The organism is Synechococcus sp. BS55D, from assembly GCF_004332415.1.
In the GTDB taxonomy this organism is placed as follows: Bacteria; Cyanobacteriota; Cyanobacteriia; order PCC-6307; family Cyanobiaceae; genus Synechococcus_C.
Map to the genome: position 1 here is coordinate 407524 of NZ_PHQT01000003.1, position 21124 is coordinate 428647.

Here is a 21124-nt window from a genome sequence, read left to right on the forward strand (position 1 = left end):
GGGTGAGGTGCTGACCCGGTGATGGCCCTGAAGCTGGATGGCAGGCAGCTTGCTGCAGAAATCGAAGAGAGGCTGCATGCTGCTGTTGAACGCTGCAGCAAGTCGGCTGGGCGTCCACCGGGTCTCGCCGTGCTGCGGGTCGGTGATGACCCCGCCAGTGGTGTCTACGTCGCCAACAAGGAAAAAGCCTGTAGCCGCATCGGCATCGCCAGCTATGGGGCGCATCTACCCGCCAGCTCAACCCAGCAGCAGGTTTTAGACACGATCAATTCCCTCAATGCTGACGAGCGGGTGGATGGGATTCTTCTTCAGCTCCCCCTGCCTGCTCACCTCGACGAGGGTCCTCTCATTGCTGCCATCGATCCTGATAAGGACGCCGATGGCTTGCACACCTTCAATCTGGGGCGACTGCTCAAGGGAGAACCCGGACCCCGCAGCTGCACACCCGCTGGGGTGATGGCCCTTCTTCGGCGTCATGCGTTGCCGCTCGAGGGCCGTCGGGCCGTTGTGGTGGGGCGCAGCATCCTGGTCGGTCAGCCCATGGCGTTGATGCTTCAGGCGGCCAATGCCACCGTTACCGTCGCCCATTCCCGGACTCGCGAGTTGGAGCGCGTCACCCAGGAGGCGGAGGTGTTGGTGGTGGCCGCCGGCCGTCCCCGCATGATCGGAGCGGAGCATGTCTCCCCAGGAGCGGTTGTCGTTGATGTAGGAATTCATCGCCTGCCGCTGCCGCCCGATGCTCCCGAGGGCGCCAAGGCGAAACTCTGCGGTGATGTGAGGGCTGAGGAGATCGAGGACCTCGTGTCAGCCCTCTCGCCGGTGCCTGGAGGTGTCGGACCGATGACGGTCGCGATGCTTTTGGTCAACACAGTGGTGGCTTGGTGCCATCGCCATGGACTCGACCACGACCTGGGCGATCTGGTGGTCTGAAGCCCGATCCTTCAACGGCCTGTTGTTTAACCAGCCTGCTGTTCTGTGTCGCCACGGGAGAGCTTCGCCCTCCGGCCTGAGAGAATCCGGCCAACGCTTGATGTTCCATGACCGCCGCGGTGACCAGTTCCGATAACGCCCGGCCGGCGGGAGCACCCGAGGACTTTGATTTCAATTCCTACCTCGCGGCTCGCAAGTCCGAGGTGGAAGCTGCTCTAGACGCAGCTCTGGGACCTGAACGACCGGAGTCGCTCCGTGAGGCGATGCGCTACTCGCTGCTGGCCGGTGGGAAGCGCTTGCGGCCGATTCTCTGCTTGGCGGCCTGTGAACTCGCTGGTGGTGATCCGGCGCTGGCCATGCCGACGGCTGTGGCCCTGGAGATGATCCACACCATGTCGCTGATCCATGACGATCTCCCCGCCATGGATAACGATGATTTGCGGCGTGGTCGCCCCACGAACCACAAGGTCTATGGCGAAGCGGTGGCGATCCTCGCGGGCGATGCCTTGCTCACCCGTGCCTTTGAGATGGTCGCTCTGCGCAGTCCTGGAGTGCCAGCGGAACGCCTGATCAAGGTGGTGGCTGAACTCTCTCTTGTGGCAGGAGCCCCTGGACTGGTGGGGGGCCAGGTGGTGGACCTGGAGAGTGAGGGGAAGGACGTGGATCTCGAGACCCTCGAATACATCCATCTTCATAAGACGGGCGCCCTGCTCAAGGCCTGCGTGATCACCGGTGCCTTGATTGCCGGAGCCGATGCCACCCGCATCGCTTCCCTCGGTACCTATGCCCGTGGGATTGGCCTGGCCTTCCAGATCGTTGATGACATTCTTGATGTGACCGCCAGCAGTGATGTGCTCGGAAAAACGGCTGGCAAGGATCTGATCGCCGACAAGACGACCTACCCAAAGCTGCTGGGACTCGAGGAGTCCAGGGCCAGGGCCAGAGCGCTGGTGGAGGAAGCCAAGGCGTCTCTGTCTCTCTTCAAGGGAGATGGTGGAGGGCTGGCCAAGGCAGCACCTCTACTGGCTCTGGCTGATTACGTGATCGGACGCGACCGATGATCCTGGCTGATGTCACGGCTCCAGCAAGCCTCTCGCTTCTCGACAATGCTGTACTGGCCTGGGGACTCGCGGCCTGTGGCCTCGCTCAGTTCTCCAAGTTGTTCATTGAGCTACTCCTGCATCGTCGTTGGCGACCGGCCGTTTTGATCGAGACGGGGGGGATGCCCTCCAGTCATTCCGCGCTGGTGACCGGTACCGCGGCTGGTGTGGGTTGGCAGCTGGGGTTCGCTGATCCTGTGTTCGCGCTGGCCGCGACCGTCGCCTTTGTGGTGATGTACGACGCCAGTGGGATCCGGCGGGCCGCAGGCTTCACGGCTGCACGGGTGAATGCGCTTCCCGCATCCAGTTGGTCGTCCCCCCCCGAGAAACCTCTGAAGGAGACCCTGGGGCATTCCAGGCTTGAGGTGTTCGTCGGCAGCGTGCTCGGTCCGGCGATCGCTCTTCCAGGTCTCGCGTTGTTCGGCTCCCCCTGGCATCTGGCCCAGGGGCTTCTTCAGGCCCTGGGGTGAATCGCTTGCCAGCATCCAGTGCTGATCTCACAGGCGATCAGCGGCAAGCGGCAGAGGCCTTCAGCCGTTGGCTTTCAGGCTCCGAGTCCGGGGTCCCCTTCGTGCTTAGCGGCTATGCGGGTAGCGGCAAGACGTTTCTCTCGATGCGCTTGCTCAGGCAGGTGGATGCCGCAGGACTCTGCTGGACCGTGGTCGCCCCTACCCATAAGGCGGTTGGCGTCCTGCGTCAGGCGCTCAACCTCGAGGGGCTTCAGCCCACCTGGTATCCCTCCACCATTCACCGTCTGTTACGGCTCAAGCTCCGTCGTCAGGGTGATCGCGAGCTCTGTGAGCCGACTGAGCAGACGGCGATGGCCCTGGAGCATCTGGCTCTGGTCTTGATCGATGAGGCCTCGATGGTCGACAGCTCGCTGTTGTCCATCGCCTTGCAGTGCGCCCATCCATTCAAAACGCGGTTGGTGTTTGTCGGTGATCCGGCCCAGTTGCCCCCTGTCGGTGAAATGGAAAGTCCTGTGTTCGCCATGGGCCGTGCTTGCACCACAAGTCTCACGGAGGTGGTGCGCCACCAAGGTCCGGTGCTTCAGCTGGCGAGTTGCCTTCGCGATGGCCGGATTGCCTGTGATCGCCCGCCGTTGCTGCCACCTTTGCGCTCTCCCCAGGGCACTGTGGCGGCGTTGGATCGCAGCCAGTGGCTGGCCCGGGCCCAGGACGCGTTGCGGCAGGCCTCAATCACGGACAACCCTGATGCAGCAAGGATTCTCTGCTGGACCAACCGCAGCCTGGAGCAGCTGGTTCCCCATGCCCGCCGAGCGATTCATGGAGATCTGGCTGATCAGATGCCGGTGTTGCCCGGAGAGGTATTGATCACCCGCACCGCTGTGATGGCGCCCGCCTCGAGGGACGGGGCGGAGACGGGCGAAGAGCCTGATCTCGTGCTGGGCTCCAATCGCGAACTGGTGGTGGAGGATGTGACCCCTGAGCGCTGCGATCTCACTGAGTTCGGGCTCAGCGATGCGGATCTTCGGGGCGATGGGCAGCTGGCCCTTGCCGGGCTTGGGGTTCCTGTGATCGACACCCTGATGGCGCGGGTGCGCTGTGGTGAGCTTGAGCTCAGCCTGAGGCTGTTGCCACCGGTGGGTTCGGAAGCACGCCAATTGCTCGATCGCCTGTTGCAGCGCCTGCGCGTGCAGGCCAGGGATGCCGGCAAGCGGGATGGCCGAGCGCTTTGGCGGCGTTTCTTTCTGATCCGCGATGCCTTCGCTTCCCTCGGACCTGCGGCCGTTCTGACGGTCCATCGCAGTCAGGGCAGCAGCTTCGGGGAGGTTTTTGTGGCCGATGACGTCTTCTGGTCCCAAGACCTGTCTCTGCGACGTCAGTTGGTGTATGTGGCCGTTAGCAGGGCCCGCCATGGGGTCTGGATGGTTGGACGGTCCAGCGCCAGTCGAGAGTCGCAGCTGCGTTGGCAGGAGGCGCTCAGATCAGCCTGAGACCACTCACCCCCTGCCAGCCCAGGTAGATCCCCAGGCCAAGGCTGACGCCGCCGACCACCAGGCCACTGCGGGCGAAAAGGATCTGTTTTCCTTGTTCCAGCCAGGGCACGACCTTCTCTCGGCCAATCATCACGGCCACCAGGGGGGCGAGCAGCAGCAGGCTTGCCCCGAGGGTGAAAGCCAGCAGCGCGACCAATTCCTGCCAGGTGGGTGCTTGGGCTGCCAACACCACAGAGGCGGATTTGGCGAACAGCACAAGATCATCAGGGCTTGCCACCTCTCCAACGGAGCCCAGCAGCAGCAACAGGGGCAGAGGCATGGCAACGAAGCGATCGATGCTGGCGGTCCAACTGGGCGGTTCTGCTCCCTCTGAAAGGGAGTGCAGGAGCTCTCGACCGCCAATGGCGATCAGAGCTCCGCCCGCCGCCAGATCGAGGCCCGTGCGGTGGTGGGATCCATGGCTCATATCAAGCACAAGGGTGTGACCCACGGTCACCAGCAGTGTTGCGGTGAGCATTGTGGTGACCACCCAGCCCGCCACAAACCAGCCGCCGCGGCGTAGGGGCTGGGGGCCCAGCAACAGGAGCAGCAGAACGGCAATGTGAACGGGCGAGAGACCGATGCCCGTGCCGTAGGCCAGCAGTTCCGCCCAGAGAGTGGTTTCGCTCATTAGAACCGGCCGTCGGCCGGAGCATTCCAGCGAACGATCGCACGGTTTTCGCGCTCGAATCCCAGCACGCAGATGCTTCCTGTACCGAGCTTCAACAAGCTGCCGCCCACAGCACCCAGACCCAGCCAGGTTCCCGCCAGCGCCCGCAGCAGGTGTCCATGAGCGAACAGCGCCACATCCCCTGGTCCGGAGACCTCCAGGGCGCGTTGGATGGCGATTTCGCAGCGTCTCTGCACGGCCTCGCCATCCTCCCCGTTGGGGCAACCATGGCTCCAGACCGTCCAACCCGGCACCGTCTTGCGGATCTCCGGCGTGGTGATGCCCTCGTAGTCGCCGTAGTCCCACTCCAGGAGTTCATCCATCACCTGGGCTTGCTCCCCGAGGCCGCCCAGTTCACAGGTGCGACGGGCGCGTTGCAAGGGTGATGTGAAGGCTGCTGCGAAGGGCTGTGCCTTCAGCACCGGTGCCAGCCGACGTGCTTCCTCCTCGCCCTCAGGAAGCAGGGGAAGGTCGGTGCTGCCGGTGTGGCGTCCGTTTTTGGCCCATTCCGTAGCGCCATGGCGCAGCAACCAGATTTGGCGGTCTGCCGTCATGGTCTCACCTCAAACCAGTCGTCACCTGTGATGGGTAGGTGACTCAGCCGCACCATGCGCACATTGGCGGCGCTAGGGCCTCGTTCACACCAGAGGCGCAGTTCATTGAGGGTCATGGGGTTCCCCTCGGCCTGCACCTCCACTCGGCCATTGCTGAGGTTTCGCACCCATCCACTCAGCCCCAGTTCCGTGGCTCGCCTGCAGCAGCTGCTGCGGAATCCGACGCCCTGCACATCTCCATCCACCATCAGTCGCCAGCGTTCCTGCAGGGGGGAGGAGCGTGGCGGTTGGCGTTTTAGGAAGCGCCTGCTCTCGCCGTTGCCCCGGCTTCGAGCGCGGCGCGCCATCGGCATGAGATCGTCGAGCAGCCGCCCCAATGGAGGTGGACCCAACTGGCGTGAACGTTGTTCAGATTCCATCCCTCCTCCCGGCGCTGCGATCTCCAGCCTTCAACCTGCCACAGGCTTTCTTCCTTGCCCACAGTCTCCAGTGACCAGCGGTGAAACTCGTGGCCTACATAGCGTTCTCCCTTCCGTAGAAGCAGACTGTCTGCAGTGGCGGTCAGCTGTCGGTAACCCACCTGCAGATTGCCGCGGCGCGCTCCGAAGGGCAGAACTCCGGCCATGGGGTGTGCCCTGCCTTCCAGGTCGGTGAGTGTTTGCCCGAGCAGCAACATCCCGCCGCATTCCGCATAGAGCGGTCGTTGTCTGAACCAGTGGCGCAGGGCGGTCAGACTTTGTTGGCATTCGCTTAGGGCTGCGGCGTGCTGCTCCGGGAACCCACCGGGAAGAATCAGGCCTGTCGCTTCCTCCGGAATCGCTTCGTCAGCTAGTGGGCTCCAGGACAGCACTGGCATCCCTAGGGCCTCAAGGCTTTCCTGCATCTCCGGATAGCGGAAATGGAAAGCGGCGTCCTGGGCCACAGCCACTGGAAGCAGCGAGCGGCTGGTGCCGTTGGGCGGCGCTGCATTGAGCGATTCGAGTGGAGGAACACGGCTCGAGGGGGGCTGCAGCAGCGGCAGAAGGGCCCCCAGGTCGAGATGTTCCTGGGCTAGGGATGCCCAGGCCTCAAGGCGACCTTCAAGTCGTTCCAGTTCGTGGGCTGGTGCGAGTCCGAGATGCCGACTGGGCAGTTCCAGGCTCAGATTGCGGGGCAGGCTCCCTAGCAGGGGCACCTCAATGCCATCGAGTACCGCATCGAGCAGTTCTCGATGGCGGGGACTACTGACTCGGTTGAGCACGACCCCAGCCAGTCGCAGAGAGGGGTCGTGTTGTTGAAATCCGCGCACCAGGGCAGCGAGTGATTGGGCTTGTCCGCTGGCATCCACAACGAGGACCACCGGGAGCTGGAGAGCGGCTGCAACAGCTGCGCTGCTGCCATCACTGCTTGGACCGATGCCATCGAAGAGGCCCATGACCCCTTCCACCACCGCCAGATCAGCCGTGCTGCCATGACGGAGGAAGCTGCCTCGTACCCAGTCCTCACCGCAGAGGCTCAGATCCAGGTTGCGACAGGGGCGCCCCGATGCAGCTGTCAGCAGCTGTGGGTCCAGATAGTCAGGCCCTACCTTGAACGGTTGAATACTCTGCCCCTGCTGGCGGGCCCAGGCGATCAGGCTGAGCGTGAGCAGGGTCTTGCCACTGCCGCTGGATGGCGCGGCGATTAGACAGGCCATGCAGCGGCAATGCGGCTCAGCTCAGCAGCTTGGCAGCTAGAGGAGCGGCGGCGGCGAGCAAGGGGTTTGTGGTGTCGTGTCCGCCCTCGAGCAGGCGGGCCACATCGGCTTCAACCGGATTGTTCTGTACTGGCACCACCTCCTCCAGCAGTTCCATGCTGGCCATACCCCCAGCCTCGAGGCGCATGCAGCCTCCTGATTCAGCGCAGAGAATCACGCAGACTGCCGGCCGGGTCTCGGGCTTGCAGATCAGCCGCAACCCAACGATCTGTCCGGGGTGGATGCTTGGTTGTCCCATGGGTACTGGCGCGATCCGCATCTGCACGCTGATGCCATCCGGCCGCTGGAATTCGGCGCTGATGCCGTGGTCTTCCGTGCGCTGGGACCCTTTCAGGAGCCAGCCCAGGCGATCGGCCACCCAGGAGGCGAGCAGTAAACCCTGAACGGGATGCTCGCCCTCTACATCGAGATCGATTTGCACCACATGGCTGAGAGCGTCACGACGCTGGGGCGGATCGAAGACCATGGCCAGGGTTTCGCGCCAGCTTCTTAGTCGCAGCCAGTTGAGATCATTCACCGCTTGTCGGGCTTCGATTCGGCTGGAGAGCAGCTCGAGGCAGTGTTGGGGGGAGCCCAGGGCGGAGTCGATGATCAGGCGCCGGGGGCCGATCGCCAGTTGCTGGAGCAGCTCGGGTGCCTCATCAAGGTTGCCGTTCCACCACACCCATGAGGGCAGTTCTTCAGGCAGAAGCGGTTGCAGAATGCCCAAGCCGCGGCTGAGGGCGTCATGGCCCCCGCGTAGCACCACAACATCTCCACAGGCGGCGGTGCCACCGCCTTCCTCCGGCAGCGGGCAGTAGGCCGCCACCAGTGTTTCGAGCTCGCGTCCTCCATCAAGGCTTGGGGCGAGGGTGATGAGGCGACGGGGCCGTAGGGCACTGACCGCCGGATCCACGTGCTGTCCACGCAAATCCTCGCTGTTGCTTTGACCTTCGAGTCGGGCCAGAGAGTCCGCAACGGTTGGTGTGAGCGGGGGAGTGCTTAGGGCGAGATCTCCATCCACCACCGCCTGCCGTGCGGCAGCGATCAGCTCGTCACGCTGCACGCCGGTGACAGGGCCGGGGAGTCGGCCGGTGCGTACCAGCTGCTGTTCCACCCAGGCGGGTTGCCAGATCAACAGACAGAAGGTGTGAGCACCGGTGCTGCCGGGCTGGTCTTTCGACCAGAGTTGCTCCAGGTAGGAGGGAACCTCGGAGGGGGGGAGTTCGAGCGGGGTCTGCAGGGTGAGCTGGGGAGACATGACGGGCCTTTGGATAACGGATGGAGAAAGGGATCGACGTCAGGGGCGGCGCCAGAGGAGGCCGTCACGGGCCAGTAGGGCATCGGCAGCGGCGGGTCCCCAGGTCCTGGATTCATAGGGGTGGATCGGCAGCCGCCAGGGGCTGTCTTCAATCAGTTCAAGCAACGGCGTGTAAAGCCGCCAGGCCGCTTCCACCTCATCGCTGCGGGTGAAGAGCGTGGGGTCGCTCAGCATGGCGTCAGCCAGCAGCCGCACGTAGCCCTCGTCTGAGGGCTCGCCGAAGGATTCGTCATAGGAGAACTCCATTTCGACCGGCCGACTGCGCATGCCGGATCCGGGCGATTTCACCTCAAAACGAAATTCCGCACCCTCATCGGGTTGAATCCGCAGGATCAGCTGGTTGGCGGTCGGGCTTCCACCTGCCGCATCGAAGAGATGCACTGGCGCCTCACGAAATGTCAGCACCACCTCGCTGAGGCGCTTGGCCAGCCGCTTGCCGGTGCGTACATAGAAGGGAACCCCTTGCCAGCGCCAGTTGTCGATGAACAGCTTCATCGCCACATAGGTCTCCGTGGTGCTGTTCGGATCCACACCCGGTTCCTGTCGGTAACCGGCCAAGGGTGATGTGGCTGTGCCACCTGGGCCGTATTGGCCGCGGATGCAGCAATTCCAGGGCTCGAGTTCGTCAGCCAGGCGGGCAGCTTGCAGCACTTTTGCTTTTTCGCTGCGGATCGCTTCTGGATCGAAGCGACCGGGGGTCTCCATGGCGGTGATCGCGAGCATCTGGGTCAGATGGTTCTGCACCATGTCGCGCAGGGCTCCCGAGGTTTCGTAGTAACCGGCCCGCTCTTCCACCCCGACAGTTTCGGCAGCGGTGATCTGCACGCTTGAGATGTAGTTACGATTCCAGATCGGCTCGAAAATTGTGTTAGCGAAACGCAGAACCATGATGTTCTGCACCGTTTCCTTGCCCAGGTAGTGGTCAATGCGGAAGATCTGGTTTTCCTGTCCGCAGGCCTGCACCACCTTGTTGAGCGCTTGGGCGCTGCTGTAGTCGCGGCCAAAGGGTTTCTCGATCACGACCCGGCTCCTTGCCGGATCTTTCAGCAGACCGGCATCGGCAAGGGCGCGGCAGCCACTGCCGTAAAACTTGGGTGAGACCGAAAGGTAGAAGGTCCGATTGCTACGGGTCGCGCGAAGACGGTCGATCTCCTCGAGGCGGCGCCCGAGCTTCACCAGGTCTTCAGGTTGCTGAAGATCCACTGGCTCGTAAAACATTCCGGCCGAGAACTGCTCCCAGGCCAGGCGGTTTTCACGGACTGTTTCGCCCATGGCCTCGGCCATCTTCTGGCGAAACTCTTCATCGCTCCAGGGGCGGCGTGCGCAACCGAGCAGGGCGAATTCACTCGGCAGGCGACGCTGCTGGAACAGTTCGAACAGAGCCGGAACCAGTTTGCGATGGGTCAGATCCCCACTGGCACCGAAGATGACCAGACATTGCGGGGCGATGACCCGTTCCTGCCGCAGGCCGACCCGCAGTGGATTCGTGATCGTTGCGCTCATGGCACGGAGAGTTCTGCCAGAGGTTTAACCAGGAATTGCAGTCCTGGCAGTGCTCCAGAACATCCCGCCATGGTTTTGAAAAAAAGCCCGCCGGGAGGCGGGCTGAGCGGATCAATAGGTTTCGACGTGCCAACGATCAGCTTTCTTGAGCTGGGGACGCAATTCCGACCAGTCGAGCCCTTTGGCGGCAGCTGCGGCACTCATCGCTTCATCAATGCCGGGCTCCATGCCCCGAAGTCCGCACATGTACACGTGGGTCTTGGGATTTTCAATCATCGCGAAGATCTCTTCGGCGTGTTCGAGCACCCGATCCTGGATGTACATGCGGCCACCCTTGCTGTTCTGCTGCTCGCGGCTGATGGCCTTGGTGTAGCGGAAGTTGTCGGGGAACTGGCTCTGGTAGTGCTCGAAATCAGCGTCGTAGAGAAGGTTCGGGGTTTTGGGAGCACCCATGAACAGCCAGGCCTTGCCACGGAAGTGCCAGTTGTTGAGCTCGCGCTCCTTGGGCTCAAACATGCGGCGTAGGTAGGTGCGCATCGGAGCAATACCGGTGCCCGTGGCCAGCATGATCACGTTGGCCTCCTCGTCTTCGGGGAGAAGCATTTCCTTGCCGACGGGGCCAGTGATCTTCACTTTGGTGCCGGGCTCGATGTCACAGAGGAAGGTCGAGCAGACGCCGTTGATGGTCTCTCCGTCTTTCTCGTATTGCAGTTGGCGTACGCAGAGCGAGACGGTGTTGTCGTGATAGTCGTCGCCATGGCGCGTGCTGGCGATCGAATAAAGGCGGAGCTTATGGGGCTTGCCGTTGGCATCTTCACCATCGGGAATGATGCCGATGCTTTGGCCTTCGACGTAATTCAGATGGGGGTCGCCGCCACTCAGGTCAAAGGTGATGTGCTGCACGCGTCCGATCGCACCCTCATCCAGCAGGCTGTAGTTCTCGGTCACAGTGCCGATGAAGGGAGTTTTCGGTTTGTAGAGGTTGACCGGAACGGCTGCATGGGCAGGCTTGGGAGCGGAAGCAGTCACAGGAGCAGAGGAAGAGGGCGTCTGAGAGGCGGTACTGGCGGGCGTCGATCCGGAATCGGCTGCATCGGCAGGGATCACTGCTGTGATTTTGCCGCCTGACGATGTAATGCGCTGAACAGTGGCCTGGAGCTGGCTGAATCCCACGGTGAAGCGCCGTTCCGCACGGCGCTGACGACCGGACTGAAGGCCGAGCACCACCACGGTGAACATGCGTTCTTGGGAGTCGCCTGAACCAGCCGTGCTGACGCGCATGGACTTTGCCTTCTCATGAAACGGCGCGATCATAGGCGTGCTCAGCAGATCTCTGGTTACATTTGCCGACTGCTTCACGCTGCTGCTGAGTGTTTTTCTTAAGATCATTCGATTGACTCTTTCAGATTTCTCAGCGGGGACTCGTCGTTGACGTTCACGGATTTGTCACGGCTGCAGCGCAACGGGGCCCGCGATGTTGAGGATTCCATGCTGCGCCGTCAAACCATTGAGCAGACCATGGAGCGCCTCCCCCAAGGTGTGCGCAGGCTCGCTGTGCAGCTACGCACACCAATTGGTGTCGATCTCCTCTGGTCCGTTCTCACGGATTACGACCGTTTGAGCAGCTTCGTCCCCAATCTCAGCAGCTCCACCCTTGAAGCAAGGCAAGGCAATCGCGTTGAGCTCGCTCAGGTGGGCAGTCAGCAGTTGCTGGGTTTGCGATTTTCTGCAGCTGTTCAGCTCGAACTGGTCGAGCATCGCCCCGAGGGGCTGCTGCAATTTCGGATGCTAAAGGGCGATTTCCGTCGTTTTGAAGGTTCCTGGCGTCTTCAGGCCTTGCCCGACGGCACCTCACTTCTTTATGACCTCACGGTTCAGGGATGTCTTGGTATGCCTGTGGCCCTGATTGAGCAACGGCTGCGGAGCGATCTTTCAGCCAATCTTCTTGCCGTGGAACGGGAAGCCCAGCGACGGATTCAGTTCGACAACTGAAGTGATTGGATTGGTCAAAAGCCCCGCCTAAACCATTGGTCGATGGTCAGGTGAAGGTGCAGCCAAATAATCAATGATTCAATCACATGAACCGTGTGTGAATCAAAGTCTTCTAACCAAAAATCAGCAATCGGAGGATTAACTACTCCGAAACTTGCAGTACCCCCAAGGGGATTCGAACCCCTGTCGCCTCCGTGAAAGGGAGGTGTCCTAGGCCTCTAGACGATGGGGGCGAGGCCGTGATCGTTGGATGTGCTCCCGATCACCAGATGAAACTAGGGGTCCGACTGACCCTCCGTCAAGACAGCAGCAGAGCCGTTCTGATCTTGCCCTTGCCAGACGGGAACAGTGAAGAAGAAGCAGGCTCCTTCTCCTGGTTCGGAGACCACCCAGATCTTGCCGCCGTGCACTTCAACGATGCGCCTACAGACTGAAAGGCCAACGCCGAATCCGGAGGTGCCTCCGGATGTTTGAGGAAGTCGAACACGATCCTGGAAAATCCGTTGCTGTTCCTCTTCGGGTATTCCTGGACCGCTATCGCAGACGCTGATCTGCAACCACTGACTGGTGCGATGCAACATCGTCAGTGAGATGCGACCGCCGTCCTGGGTGTATTTGAGGGCGTTTTCAAGCAGGTTCAGGAGTACTTGGCGCATCCGGCGTTGGTCGGCGAACACCTTGGGCAGGTCGGAGGGGATGTCGGTGTGGATCGCTACATCTCGGCCAAGCCAGAGCTTCTCGAGCTCAAGGATCGCTTCGGCGGCGACGCTTGTCAGGTCGAGTCGCTGGGGGTTGAACAAGGCCTCCCAGCGGGTGCTGCCCACTTCCAGCAGGTCTTTCGAAAGCAGCGCGATCTCCTCTAGTCGTCGTTTGAGCACGTCCTGGAACCGCGCCAAGTCGATCTGGCCGAGTTGCTGGCTCTGCAGGGCCAGCGTGGCAGCGGTCAGGGGGGTCCGCAGCTCATGGGCGACCATGCGCAGGAGTCGTTCTTGGGCGCTGAGGCGATCGATCAGAGTTTCGTTCTCCTGACGCAGTACAAGCAGCTGGTCTTCCAGCTGGAGCTCCCGCTGGGTACGGCTGCCATCCAGCTCCGCGGGTTGGAGGCTCAGCCCCAACCCGCTCACGACCTCATCCTGTTGCCAGCGGGGAAGCCAACTCCGCAGCTGTTGGAAGATGCTGCTGCCGGCAAACACCTGCTTGGGAGCTGGTAAGAGCTTCACCAACGCAGGAGTCACGACCAGACGATGCAGCTCAAGCAATTCGGGCTGCTGTGAGGGATCCGACATCTGCAGCGTGACGTCGAAGCCGTTGTCTTCATGCTCGAGGAAGTAGATCAGCGAGCGCAGATCACCACTCGAGAGATGGTGTCGACCGGCCACCAGCAGGAGCTTGAGCTGCTGTCGCGGATTGGGATTGTTCCCATCCACAGGGCTGTCGACGGAAAGATAATGCCCACCTTATGGGTTTTTGCACGCTTCGGCAGAACCGCTATGACGAAGCTGTACAGACTGTTGTCTCACCGGACGGTTCTTCATGCCGCTGCTGCCACTTGAGCGACGGGGAGTCTCCGAGCCCCCCGGAGATCCGCCGGTCGTCCAACGGTTGCCGCTGGACAGTCACCTGCGCCGCTGGTTTGCGCGCAACCTGGGCCTCTGGCGTTCTCAGCGGCAATACCTCTTCCCCACGGATGAGGTTCTCTATCTCGACATGATGATCCGCGTTGAGATCTTCGCGGAATCCCAGGTGGGCCAGCCGCGCTATCGCTTTACCTGGTGGCCGGAACGGGAGACTGACTTCTTCGAGCGGCAGCCGCGCTATCGCCGAGAAGGGGTCATGGAGGCGACCCTGATGGGGCATCAACTCCAGCGAGAGCGTGCCTACCTTGAGGACATGCCGGTGCGCACCAGCATCCGTCAGGTGGATGAGCACGAGGTCGTCTTTGAATCCCATTACGCCGATTGGCATGTGCTGGAACACACCCGTCTGATTGATCAGGATCGCTACCGCTCGAGGGCGATCTACAGCTGGGAGCGAGGGGAGCTGGCGATTGTTGAGCATCACCATGAAACCCGGATGGAGGACGCTTCCGCCCCCATCCCCGCCTGATTGTTCGTCACTGATTCGAACAGGTTTTCAGCTGAGTCCAATCAGATTCGGTCATGCCTCTACTGGTCCATCCGCGGCTGAATGGGGCAGCATGGCTCTGTCTTCCGATTCGGACTGTTGCGCTTCCCCACTCGCCGTCTTCGGCTTGCATTAGCGGCTCCTCTGCTGCTTTCTCCTCTGGCTCTGCTCGGTCCGTCCGCCTTGGCTCAGAACGCTGGTCAGTTAGCTGTCAAGCCCGCCACGAACGATGATGTCTTTCTCTATCGGGGGATGGGCTCGTCTTACGTGTGCAATGCCCGTGCCGCTGGGGTCGAGTTCCCCAAGGCCGTCGGTATCGCTGCTGCCACCTATGTGCAGATTCTCAACGGTCGCCATGGCGGCCAGGTGGCTTCAGCCGGCAATAAGAAGCTCACCAATGAGCAGCTCTTTGCTGGCGCCGAATTCCAGATCATCACCGGTGCTCTTCAGTTCTGTCCCAAGGAAGTGCCTGCCGATGTGAAGGCCAAGGTGGAAGAAGCCCTCAAGAAACAGCAGGGCGCCAAGTAAGCCGTTCCGTCACAGCGCAAGCTCCAGGCCCACCAAGTGCATGCTGATGCATCTGGTGGGCCGTTTGGCAGCAGGCCCAGTCCCTTCGTGAGCACCGCCTGAGCGATGAGCGCGCCAGGATCGGTCAAGAGACAGCTGCGCATGACTCACACCGCTTCCCTGAATTCCGTCGTTCGCCTTTCTGACTACAAGCCATACCCCTTCTCGATCCCCAGCATCAGCCTGGATTTCTGCATCGAGGAACGCCTGGTGCAAGTCACCAGCAGTCTGCAAGTGGAACCCCTGGCGGATTCTCAGCCGCTGATCCTGCGCGGTGTGGATCTGGAGCTGCTGTCGATCCAACTCGATGGAAAGGTTCTGGATGCGGCTGATTTCGTTCTCGATGGCTCGCTGCTTCGAATTCCAGCTCCTCCTCTTCAGCCGTTCACGCTCACGACGGTTTGTCGCATCGATCCCCATGCCAATACCTCCCTGGAGGGGCTGTATGCCAGTGGTGGCATGCTCACCACCCAGTGCGAAGCGGAGGGCTTCCGGAGGATCACATTGCATCCCGATCGCCCCGACGTGCTCAGTCGTTATCGGGTGCGCATCGAAGCCGATCGACAGCGCTTTCCGGTGCTTTTGTCCAACGGCAATGCGTTGAGTCAAGGCCCCCTGAGTGGAGACCCCAGCCGCCATGAGGCGATCTGGGATGACCCCTACCTGAAGCCCTCTTATCTGTTTGCCCTGGTGGCTGGTGATCTGCGTGAGGTGCGGGATCACTTTGTGACCCGCTCCGGTCGCGAGGTGGCGCTACGTCTTCATGTGGAGCCCGGTGATGAGCCCTACACCTCCCATGCCATGGACTCCCTCAAGCGCTCGATGGCATGGGATGAGAAGGTCTATGGCCTCGAATACGACCTTGATGAGTTCAATACGGTTGCCGTGCGCCACTTCAACATGGGCGCGATGGAGAACAAGAGTCTGAATATCTTCAATTCCAAGCTGGTTTTGGCTGATGCCGAAACCGCAACTGACGGCGAACTGGAGCGGATCGAAAGTGTCGTCGCCCATGAGTATTTTCACAATTGGTCGGGCAACCGGATCACCTGTCGCGACTGGTTTCAGCTCTCTCTCAAGGAGGGGCTCACCGTGTTTCGCGATCAGTGCTTCACGGCTGATCTTCATTCCGCTGGCCTGAAGCGCATCGAGGATGCCTCGATGCTTCGCAATAGCCAATTTCGGGAGGATGCCGGTCCTACGGCCCATCCGGTCAAGCCGGACGCCTACCAAGCCATCGACAATTTCTACACAACGACGATTTACGAGAAGGGCGCTGAGCTGATTCGCATGCTGCGCACCTTGCTTGGGGAGGAGCGCTTCATGGCTGGCATGCGGCTGTACTTCCAGCGGCATGACGGCGAGGCGGCCACCACGGATGATTTCGTGGCCGCCATTCTTGAAGGAGCCAGCGCCGATCGTGACGAACTGGGCTTCGATCCTGAGCAGTTCAAGCGCTGGTATCACCAAGCGGGCACGCCCACAGTGCAGATTCACCGTGCATGGGATGCTTCGACCGGGGAGCTGACCCTGCGCTTCCGTCAGAGCACGCCGCCCACCCCAGGCCAGCCAGAGAAGCAGCCGCTGGTGATTCCTCTTCTCTGGGCTCTTCTCGGGCCCAACGGTGAACCTGGAGAGGAGCGCCTGTTGGTGCTCGATCAGGAGGAAGAGACTCTCGTGCTGGAGGGACTCTCACCATCAGCGCGTCCGCCTGCACTCTCCCTGTTTCGTCGGTTTTCGGCCCCGGTGCATTGGCAGGCCGTTCAGGACGTGGATGAGTTGTTCCTGTTGTTCGCTCACGACGACGACCCCTTCGCCCGCTGGGATGCGGGCCAGCAGCTCTGGCGCACCCTGTTGCTGGCCCGGGCTTCCGGGACCAGGGATTCGGATCTTGAACAACGGATGCTCGAGGCCTTGCGTGGTCTGCTCGCGATTGAGGGGGAGTCCGACCCAGCGGTGTTGGCGACCCTGCTTGCTTTCCCCGGTGGAGCAGAACTGGAGGCTCTCCAGAAGGAAGCAGATCCTCCGGCTCTCTTTCAAGCCGCCTGTGGTTTGCGTGAATGCCTCGGCCGGGTCCTGGCGCCGTTGCTGCACCAACGGCTGGAGGCCCTGGCCCCGCAGCTTTCCCAGGCATGGCCCCTGGGGCAGGGTGAGCGGCAACTCACCGCGGTGATCTGGAGCTGGCTGGCGGCAGCGGGTGATGGCGCCGTATGGGCCCAGGCGCTAGCTGCGGTCCATGGACCTTCCATGACCCTTGCCCGAGCTGCCCTTCGGGCCCTGTTGCCGATTGACTGCAGCGAACGGGAGATGGCCCTGCAGTGTTTTTATGACCGTTGGCAGGAGCGGCCGGTCATCCTTGATGGTTGGTTTGCTCTCGAGGCAGCGACCCCGCGAACAGATGGTCTGGCGCGGGTGGAAGCGCTTCTCGCTCACCCACGGTTCGATCCGATGGCGCCCAATGCGGTTCGCGCCGTCCTTGGTGGGCTGGCGGGGAATCCGCTCGTGTTTCATGCGGCCAATGGAAGCGGTTACCGCTTCATGGCAGCTCAGATCATTCAGGTGGATCAGCGCAATGCGATCACGGCGTCTCGAATGGCCAAGGTGTTCAGTCGCTGGCGCAGCTACGCGCCTGAGCGTCAGGCCTTGGTTAAGCAAGCCCTGGATCAGCTCGCAGCGGCAGAGCTCTCGACGAATACCCGCGAGGTTGTGGCCCTGATGCAGCAGGGCTGACGCCGAACCGTTAGGGGGGTGTCGCACCCAGTGACTCGAAGGCGGCCTGGCGAATCGCCGGCCCCTCCTCCCCTGCGTACGCTCCCCACAAGCCTTCCCAATAGAAGAAGATCACGCCGTGCCCCCGTTCACGGGACAGCCGCACCTTCTCTCGCAGCACTGGCATCGGAGTGGTGCGTTTGCCGAATCCAGCCAGCACTCCGATCTGCACCGGCATGCCCCATTCTCGGGCCTTGCGTAGGGCCGGTTGGTCGAGATCTTTGGCAAATCCCTTCAGGGAATAGGCATAGTTCTGCACAACCAGGTCGTCGATGAGCTCTCCAACGGCCCAGAGCTCCCAGTCCTGGAGCCAGTGGTTGTAGGCAAACCGGAAGGGCCCAGGGGAGAGGCTGATCCGTTGGGGCAGCGCTTCCTCTTTCAGGCGACTACGAAGCTCCCTAAGGAGACCTGTGAGTTGTCGGCGGCGCCAGGTCATCCATTGGCGATTCGTGTGATCCTTCGGTGGAAGCGAGCCGGTGTCTTGCCTGTAAAGCTCTGATGTGTAGGGGTCGTAACCCAGTTCCACGGGCCAGGCGAAGTGGTCATCCAACTGCAGGCCATCCAGTCGGCAGCGTTTCATGACCTCCACCACGAGCCCGATGAAGCGCTCGCGTACCTGGGGGTGGGCGGGATTGAGCCAGACCATGACCTTGCCGTGCAGCACGGTGATCGGACTTCCATTGGCCTTCTGCAGCACCCAATCCGGCTGATCCCTGACCACAGCCGACCCCGCCGGTTCCATCAGTCCATATTCGAACCAGGGAATGACCTTCATGTCTCTGGCATGGGCTTCCCTGCTCAATGTGCAGATTGGATCGAGGTTCACGCCTGCTGCCGCAAGGGCGGGCTCCAAGGGCGCGAATTGGCTTTGGTGAAAGGTTGTACCCCGACTCCAGACATTCGGATAAAGGGTGGTGAATCCTGCGGCCTTGAGTTCCTTCACCGCCTGTTGCAGTCGATTCCTGTCGTAATACAGTGGGCTTGGGCTGTTGGTGAGCCAGACCCCGAGGGGTTGGCTGCTGGTGACCGACGCGAGGCGTTCACTCAGGCTGCTGGCGTGTTGAATCGAGGGAGTGGGCTCGGCTGGTGGCGGGGGCGTCCTCGGGACAGTCACTCGCGAGGGGAGTGGGGCGCTCTGACCCGCCGGGCTCGCCAGGCAGAACACAAGGCTGAGCAAGGGAAGACCACCCAACGCTCTAATCCTTGTCGCCGTGGCTTTGCCCCAGCTCACGTCAGCGGAACATCGAGCTGACAGAACTTTCCTCGTGAATCCGCCAAATCGCTTCTCCGAGCATGTTGGCAACCGAAAGCACCTGCAGCTGAGGGAAGGTGCGATCAGCCGCGATCGGAATGCTGTTGGTGACCACCACCTGCTCAAAGAGCCCATCGACAGATAGACGCTCGCAGGCCGGTGGCGAGAAAACGGCGTGGGTGGCACAGGCGATCACCCGATCGGCACCCTGCTGGCGCAGGAGGCGAGCTCCGGCGCAGATCGTGCCACCCGTGTCGATCATGTCGTCGATCAGGATCGCCGTACGGCCGGCGACATCACCAATCACCGTGAGGCTTTCCGCCATGTTGTGGCCAGTGCGGCGCTTGTCGATGATCGCCAGCGGCGCATCGTTCATTTGTTTGGCGAAGGCGCGGGCACGGGCCACCCCGCCCACATCCGGCGAGACCACCACAACATCCCCAAGATCCTGTGCGGCCAGATAGTCCACCAGCACGGGCGATCCATAGATGTGATCGCAGGGAATATCGAAATACCCCTGGATCTGGGCTGAGTGCAGGTCCATCGCCAGCACGCGGTCGACTCCGGATTTCACCAGGAGGTTGGCGGTGAGTTTGGCCGTGATTGATTCCCGCCCTGCGGTTTTCCGGTCTGCTCTTGCGTAGCCGTAGTAGGGCACCACGGCCGTGACTTGCCGGGCTGAGGCCCGACGGCAGGCATCCACCATGATCAGCAGCTCCATCAGGTGGTCATTGACCGGAGCACAGGTGGGTTGGATCAGGAAAACATCGCAGCCCCGGATCGACTCCTGGATCTGCACGTAAAGCTCGCCGTCAGCAAAGCGCTTGACCACCCGAGGACCATCGGGGACGCCCAGGTAGGCCGCAATTTCCCTAGATAGAGCAGGGTTGGAGGTTCCGCTGAACAAGCGGAGCCTACGGGTGTCCTGCTGAATTTTCTCCTGTTCGGCACGGGCTGCAGTCAGGAAACTGGTCACGGGCCCGCGGACGAGGACAGTTGTTTTCCGATCGTAGTGCCGTGGGGGGCAACGCCAAGTCCTTCCTTGATCTCCAGTCCCGTTAAGGTCCCCCCATGGCTGATCCAAAGCTGGTTCTCATCGGTGCCGGGAACTTGCCCGAACAGCGGATGCGTCTGGCCTGTGAGGCCCTTGCTGAGCATTGGCCAGCGCTCCTTCGCCACCACGCCTGTGGGGAGGATCCCGATGTGGTGTTGTCGGCCCCGTCTGGGACGGAGTTCTCCTTGTTGCGACTCGCTGGCGATGCCGGTTTGGACCTCGCGCATCGGCGCTCCTGGCTTGAGGCGCTTGGCGACTGGAGGATGCCCACGCTGCTGATGGCTGCTCCCGGCGAGGACGGCGCGATGCCCGGTTGCGTGCCCGCCTATGCGGCCCTCTGCACGGCATTGCGGGTTCCCCTGGTCGGCCTGGTGCAGATCGGAGGCCTCTGGTTGCCGGACCGTCGCCGACGGGATGGCCTTCCCTGGTGTGGTGAGGTCGTTCGCTCGGATCCCGACCAGAATGCAGTGCTGGTTCGGCGGTTGCGTCAACGCTTGCAGCGACTGGTCCCCTGAGTTCAGGGGGCTGGTTGGCCGTTCACGGGTTCCCAAAGCGGCCGAGGGGCTGAAGGGTCGAGCTGGCGAAGGATCTGCTTTCCGGCACGAGGGGCAAGGGGGAGGCTGCTGATGCGAGGGGGTTGGTTGCTGCTCAAGGTGGCTGCCGTCAGGCTCAGCCATTCCGCGCTGCTGAGATCGTTGCTGACATCGGCGGATATCTCACCCAGTAGGCCTGGGAGCAGGGTGATGGCGTTGGGCTGGCGCAGCTGTTCGGCAAGACCCATGACCAGCCACTGCTGGCGGATCCGTCGGGCTTGCTCGTCGAGAGGATCCTGGCGTAGGCGCACCAACTGTTCGGCTTGGGCCCCGTTCAGGGTCTGACGACCGGCCTGGAGGTTCACGCGGTAGTCCTGGCTCTTGTCGGTGTGGCTGAAGGACTGGCTGAGGTTCACCTCAACTTGGCCGAGTCCATCCACCAGGCTGCGCAGAGCTTTGCGCGGCACCACCACAAAGCGTTCCGGCTCTCCCTCCGGCAGGCCCACCAGCTCCCGGATGATGTCAGCCGTCAGGGCAACCCCTCCATCTCGATAGCTCGCACTGAGGGGCACCATTCCCTTGCGGCCTGGCAGGTGCACGGCCAACTCCACAGGGATCTGCAGAATTTGTAGGGGTTCACCCGCCTGGACGCGCACCAGCATCAGGGAGTCGGCATTGGCCGGTCCTTTGGGTGCTGCTCGATTCACGGGATCCTGCAGTCCATCACTATCCACGCCCACCACGAGCACGGTGACCGGACGGCTCGGGAAGGCAGCAAGGCTTGTGGGGTCTTCGGCTGAGGGCCGATCAGGGGCCACCCGGTCGGCCTCAGGCCAAACCAGGCCAAGCGTGGCTCCCACGACACCAATCCCCACCACGGCGGCACCAAGGCGCAGCAGAGTGCGCGCCGGGTACTGCCCCAGCCAGCGACGCTGAGAGGGAAGAGCCATGAACTGGGCTGAATCCACTGCGGACAAGTCTCGCCCAACTTCCGCTCATTAGCTTTGGAGGCTTGAAGGCCCGGCCTCTCCGTGACACAGCA

Annotated in this window: 20 protein-coding genes and 1 tRNA gene; 9 read left to right on the forward strand and 12 right to left on the reverse strand. The window is 62.0% G+C overall.

The window, feature by feature from the left end; translation table 11 throughout:
• Window positions 1-21 precede the first annotated feature (21 nt).
• The 4 genes from folD to CWE16_RS09165 all read left to right on the forward strand — a co-directional run bounded on the left by folD (window position 22) and on the right by CWE16_RS09165 (window position 3987).
• Window positions 22-930, forward strand: a complete 909-nt coding sequence (gene folD / locus CWE16_RS09150) for a bifunctional methylenetetrahydrofolate dehydrogenase/methenyltetrahydrofolate cyclohydrolase FolD (RefSeq protein WP_131594800.1) — start codon at window positions 22-24, stop codon at window positions 928-930.
• A 107-nt stretch (window positions 931-1037) separates the two neighbouring features.
• On the forward strand, window positions 1038-1991 hold the full coding sequence (crtE, locus tag CWE16_RS09155) for a geranylgeranyl diphosphate synthase CrtE (protein ID WP_131594802.1): 954 nt from the start codon (window positions 1038-1040) through the stop codon (window positions 1989-1991).
• Window positions 1988-2500: a divergent PAP2 family protein gene (locus tag CWE16_RS09160; protein ID WP_131594804.1), complete on the forward strand. Its 513-nt coding sequence runs from the start codon at window positions 1988-1990 to the stop codon at window positions 2498-2500. Before crtE ends, CWE16_RS09160 begins: the two co-directional genes overlap by 4 nt.
• Window positions 2497-3987, forward strand: a complete 1491-nt coding sequence (locus CWE16_RS09165) for an AAA family ATPase (RefSeq protein WP_131594806.1) — start codon at window positions 2497-2499, stop codon at window positions 3985-3987. The genes CWE16_RS09160 and CWE16_RS09165 overlap by 4 nt, the downstream gene beginning before the upstream one ends.
• On the opposite strand, the gene CWE16_RS09170 is transcribed toward CWE16_RS09165, so the two are convergent.
• From CWE16_RS09170 to CWE16_RS09200, 7 genes are all read right to left on the reverse strand, one after another.
• Window positions 3974-4660: a GAP family protein gene (locus CWE16_RS09170; RefSeq protein ID WP_131594808.1), complete on the reverse strand. Its 687-nt coding sequence runs from the start codon at window positions 4658-4660 to the stop codon at window positions 3974-3976. The two genes, CWE16_RS09165 and CWE16_RS09170, sit on opposite strands and share 14 nt — an antisense overlap.
• A complete protein-coding gene (locus CWE16_RS09175; RefSeq protein ID WP_131594810.1) occupies window positions 4660-5253 on the reverse strand; it encodes a histidine phosphatase family protein in 594 nt (197 codons plus the stop codon). Before CWE16_RS09175 ends, CWE16_RS09170 begins: the two co-directional genes overlap by 1 nt.
• Entirely contained in the window at window positions 5250-5600 is a 351-nt protein-coding gene (locus CWE16_RS09180; protein ID WP_131594812.1) for an acylphosphatase, read from the reverse strand. The genes CWE16_RS09175 and CWE16_RS09180 overlap by 4 nt, the downstream gene beginning before the upstream one ends.
• On the reverse strand, window positions 5549-6928 hold the full coding sequence (locus CWE16_RS09185) for a cobyrinate a,c-diamide synthase (RefSeq protein ID WP_131594814.1): 1380 nt from the start codon (window positions 6926-6928) through the stop codon (window positions 5549-5551). The genes CWE16_RS09180 and CWE16_RS09185 overlap by 52 nt, the downstream gene beginning before the upstream one ends.
• A 16-nt stretch (window positions 6929-6944) precedes the next feature.
• Window positions 6945-8228 carry a glucose-6-phosphate dehydrogenase assembly protein OpcA gene (locus tag CWE16_RS09190; RefSeq protein WP_131454362.1) on the reverse strand — a complete coding sequence of 428 codons (1284 nt, stop codon included), beginning with the start codon at window positions 8226-8228 and terminating at the stop codon, window positions 6945-6947.
• Between the two features lie 39 nt (window positions 8229-8267).
• Entirely contained in the window at window positions 8268-9791 is a 1524-nt protein-coding gene (zwf, locus tag CWE16_RS09195; protein ID WP_131594816.1) for a glucose-6-phosphate dehydrogenase, read from the reverse strand.
• A 111-nt stretch (window positions 9792-9902) separates the two neighbouring features.
• Window positions 9903-11072: a phycobilisome linker polypeptide gene (locus CWE16_RS09200; protein ID WP_131594818.1), complete on the reverse strand. Its 1170-nt coding sequence runs from the start codon at window positions 11070-11072 to the stop codon at window positions 9903-9905.
• A gap of 207 nt (window positions 11073-11279) precedes the next feature.
• Between CWE16_RS09200 and CWE16_RS09205 the strand changes: the two genes are divergently transcribed.
• Entirely contained in the window at window positions 11280-11783 is a 504-nt protein-coding gene (locus tag CWE16_RS09205; RefSeq protein WP_131594820.1) for an SRPBCC family protein, read from the forward strand.
• Between the two features lie 160 nt (window positions 11784-11943).
• Here the strand turns inward: CWE16_RS09205 and CWE16_RS09210 are convergent.
• Both CWE16_RS09210 and CWE16_RS09215 read right to left on the reverse strand, forming a co-directional pair.
• A tRNA-Glu gene (locus CWE16_RS09210) sits at window positions 11944-12016 on the reverse strand.
• A 42-nt stretch (window positions 12017-12058) separates the two neighbouring features.
• Entirely contained in the window at window positions 12059-13210 is a 1152-nt protein-coding gene (locus CWE16_RS09215) for a histidine kinase (protein WP_131594822.1), read from the reverse strand.
• A 106-nt stretch (window positions 13211-13316) separates the two neighbouring features.
• Between CWE16_RS09215 and CWE16_RS09220 the strand changes: the two genes are divergently transcribed.
• From CWE16_RS09220 to pepN, 3 genes are all read left to right on the forward strand, one after another.
• Complete coding sequence (locus CWE16_RS09220; protein WP_131594824.1) at window positions 13317-13889, forward strand: hypothetical protein; 573 nt, start codon at window positions 13317-13319, stop codon at window positions 13887-13889.
• 81 nt (window positions 13890-13970) lie between these two features.
• Entirely contained in the window at window positions 13971-14435 is a 465-nt protein-coding gene (locus CWE16_RS09225) for a cAMP phosphodiesterase (RefSeq protein ID WP_131594826.1), read from the forward strand.
• A gap of 141 nt (window positions 14436-14576) precedes the next feature.
• Window positions 14577-17204 carry an aminopeptidase N gene (gene pepN / locus CWE16_RS09230; protein WP_131594828.1) on the forward strand — a complete coding sequence of 876 codons (2628 nt, stop codon included), beginning with the start codon at window positions 14577-14579 and terminating at the stop codon, window positions 17202-17204.
• A gap of 10 nt (window positions 17205-17214) precedes the next feature.
• Here the strand turns inward: pepN and CWE16_RS09235 are convergent, their stop codons facing one another.
• On the reverse strand, window positions 17215-18309 hold the full coding sequence (locus CWE16_RS09235) for a glycoside hydrolase family 10 protein (RefSeq protein WP_236629668.1): 1095 nt from the start codon (window positions 18307-18309) through the stop codon (window positions 17215-17217).
• 166 nt (window positions 18310-18475) lie between these two features.
• Window positions 18476-19471: a ribose-phosphate pyrophosphokinase gene (locus CWE16_RS09240; RefSeq protein WP_131454354.1), complete on the reverse strand. Its 996-nt coding sequence runs from the start codon at window positions 19469-19471 to the stop codon at window positions 18476-18478.
• A gap of 95 nt (window positions 19472-19566) precedes the next feature.
• On the opposite strand from CWE16_RS09240, the gene CWE16_RS09245 reads away from it, so the two are divergent.
• Window positions 19567-20064: a hypothetical protein gene (locus CWE16_RS09245; RefSeq protein ID WP_131594832.1), complete on the forward strand. Its 498-nt coding sequence runs from the start codon at window positions 19567-19569 to the stop codon at window positions 20062-20064.
• A gap of 2 nt (window positions 20065-20066) precedes the next feature.
• Here the strand turns inward: CWE16_RS09245 and CWE16_RS09250 are convergent, their stop codons facing one another.
• Complete coding sequence (locus CWE16_RS09250) at window positions 20067-21032, reverse strand: LCP family protein (RefSeq protein ID WP_131594834.1); 966 nt, start codon at window positions 21030-21032, stop codon at window positions 20067-20069.
• Window positions 21033-21124 lie beyond the last annotated feature (92 nt).

What these genes read in the sequence shown, in the direction of transcription:
- folD (WP_131594800.1), top strand. Translation starts at nt 22, where the DNA reads ATGGCCCTGAAGCTGGATGGCAGGCAGCTTGCTGCAGAAATCGAAGAG.
- crtE (WP_131594802.1), top strand. Translation starts at nt 1,038, where the DNA reads ATGACCGCCGCGGTGACCAGTTCCGATAACGCCCGGCCGGCGGGAGCA.
- CWE16_RS09160 (WP_131594804.1), top strand. Translation starts at nt 1,988, where the DNA reads ATGATCCTGGCTGATGTCACGGCTCCAGCAAGCCTCTCGCTTCTCGAC.
- CWE16_RS09170 (WP_131594808.1), bottom strand. Translation starts at nt 4,660, where the DNA reads ATGAGCGAAACCACTCTCTGGGCGGAACTGCTGGCCTACGGCACGGGC.
- CWE16_RS09175 (WP_131594810.1), bottom strand. Translation starts at nt 5,253, where the DNA reads ATGACGGCAGACCGCCAAATCTGGTTGCTGCGCCATGGCGCTACGGAA.
- CWE16_RS09180 (WP_131594812.1), bottom strand. Translation starts at nt 5,600, where the DNA reads ATGGCGCGCCGCGCTCGAAGCCGGGGCAACGGCGAGAGCAGGCGCTTC.
- CWE16_RS09185 (WP_131594814.1), bottom strand. Translation starts at nt 6,928, where the DNA reads ATGGCCTGTCTAATCGCCGCGCCATCCAGCGGCAGTGGCAAGACCCTG.
- CWE16_RS09190 (WP_131454362.1), bottom strand. Translation starts at nt 8,228, where the DNA reads ATGTCTCCCCAGCTCACCCTGCAGACCCCGCTCGAACTCCCCCCCTCC.
- zwf (WP_131594816.1), bottom strand. Translation starts at nt 9,791, where the DNA reads ATGAGCGCAACGATCACGAATCCACTGCGGGTCGGCCTGCGGCAGGAA.
- CWE16_RS09200 (WP_131594818.1), bottom strand. Translation starts at nt 11,072, where the DNA reads ATGCGCGTCAGCACGGCTGGTTCAGGCGACTCCCAAGAACGCATGTTC.
- CWE16_RS09205 (WP_131594820.1), top strand. Translation starts at nt 11,280, where the DNA reads ATGCTGCGCCGTCAAACCATTGAGCAGACCATGGAGCGCCTCCCCCAA.
- CWE16_RS09220 (WP_131594824.1), top strand. Translation starts at nt 13,317, where the DNA reads ATGCCGCTGCTGCCACTTGAGCGACGGGGAGTCTCCGAGCCCCCCGGA.
- CWE16_RS09225 (WP_131594826.1), top strand. Translation starts at nt 13,971, where the DNA reads ATGGGGCAGCATGGCTCTGTCTTCCGATTCGGACTGTTGCGCTTCCCC.
- pepN (WP_131594828.1), top strand. Translation starts at nt 14,577, where the DNA reads ATGACTCACACCGCTTCCCTGAATTCCGTCGTTCGCCTTTCTGACTAC.
- CWE16_RS09245 (WP_131594832.1), top strand. Translation starts at nt 19,567, where the DNA reads ATGGCTGATCCAAAGCTGGTTCTCATCGGTGCCGGGAACTTGCCCGAA.
- CWE16_RS09250 (WP_131594834.1), bottom strand. Translation starts at nt 21,032, where the DNA reads ATGGCTCTTCCCTCTCAGCGTCGCTGGCTGGGGCAGTACCCGGCGCGC.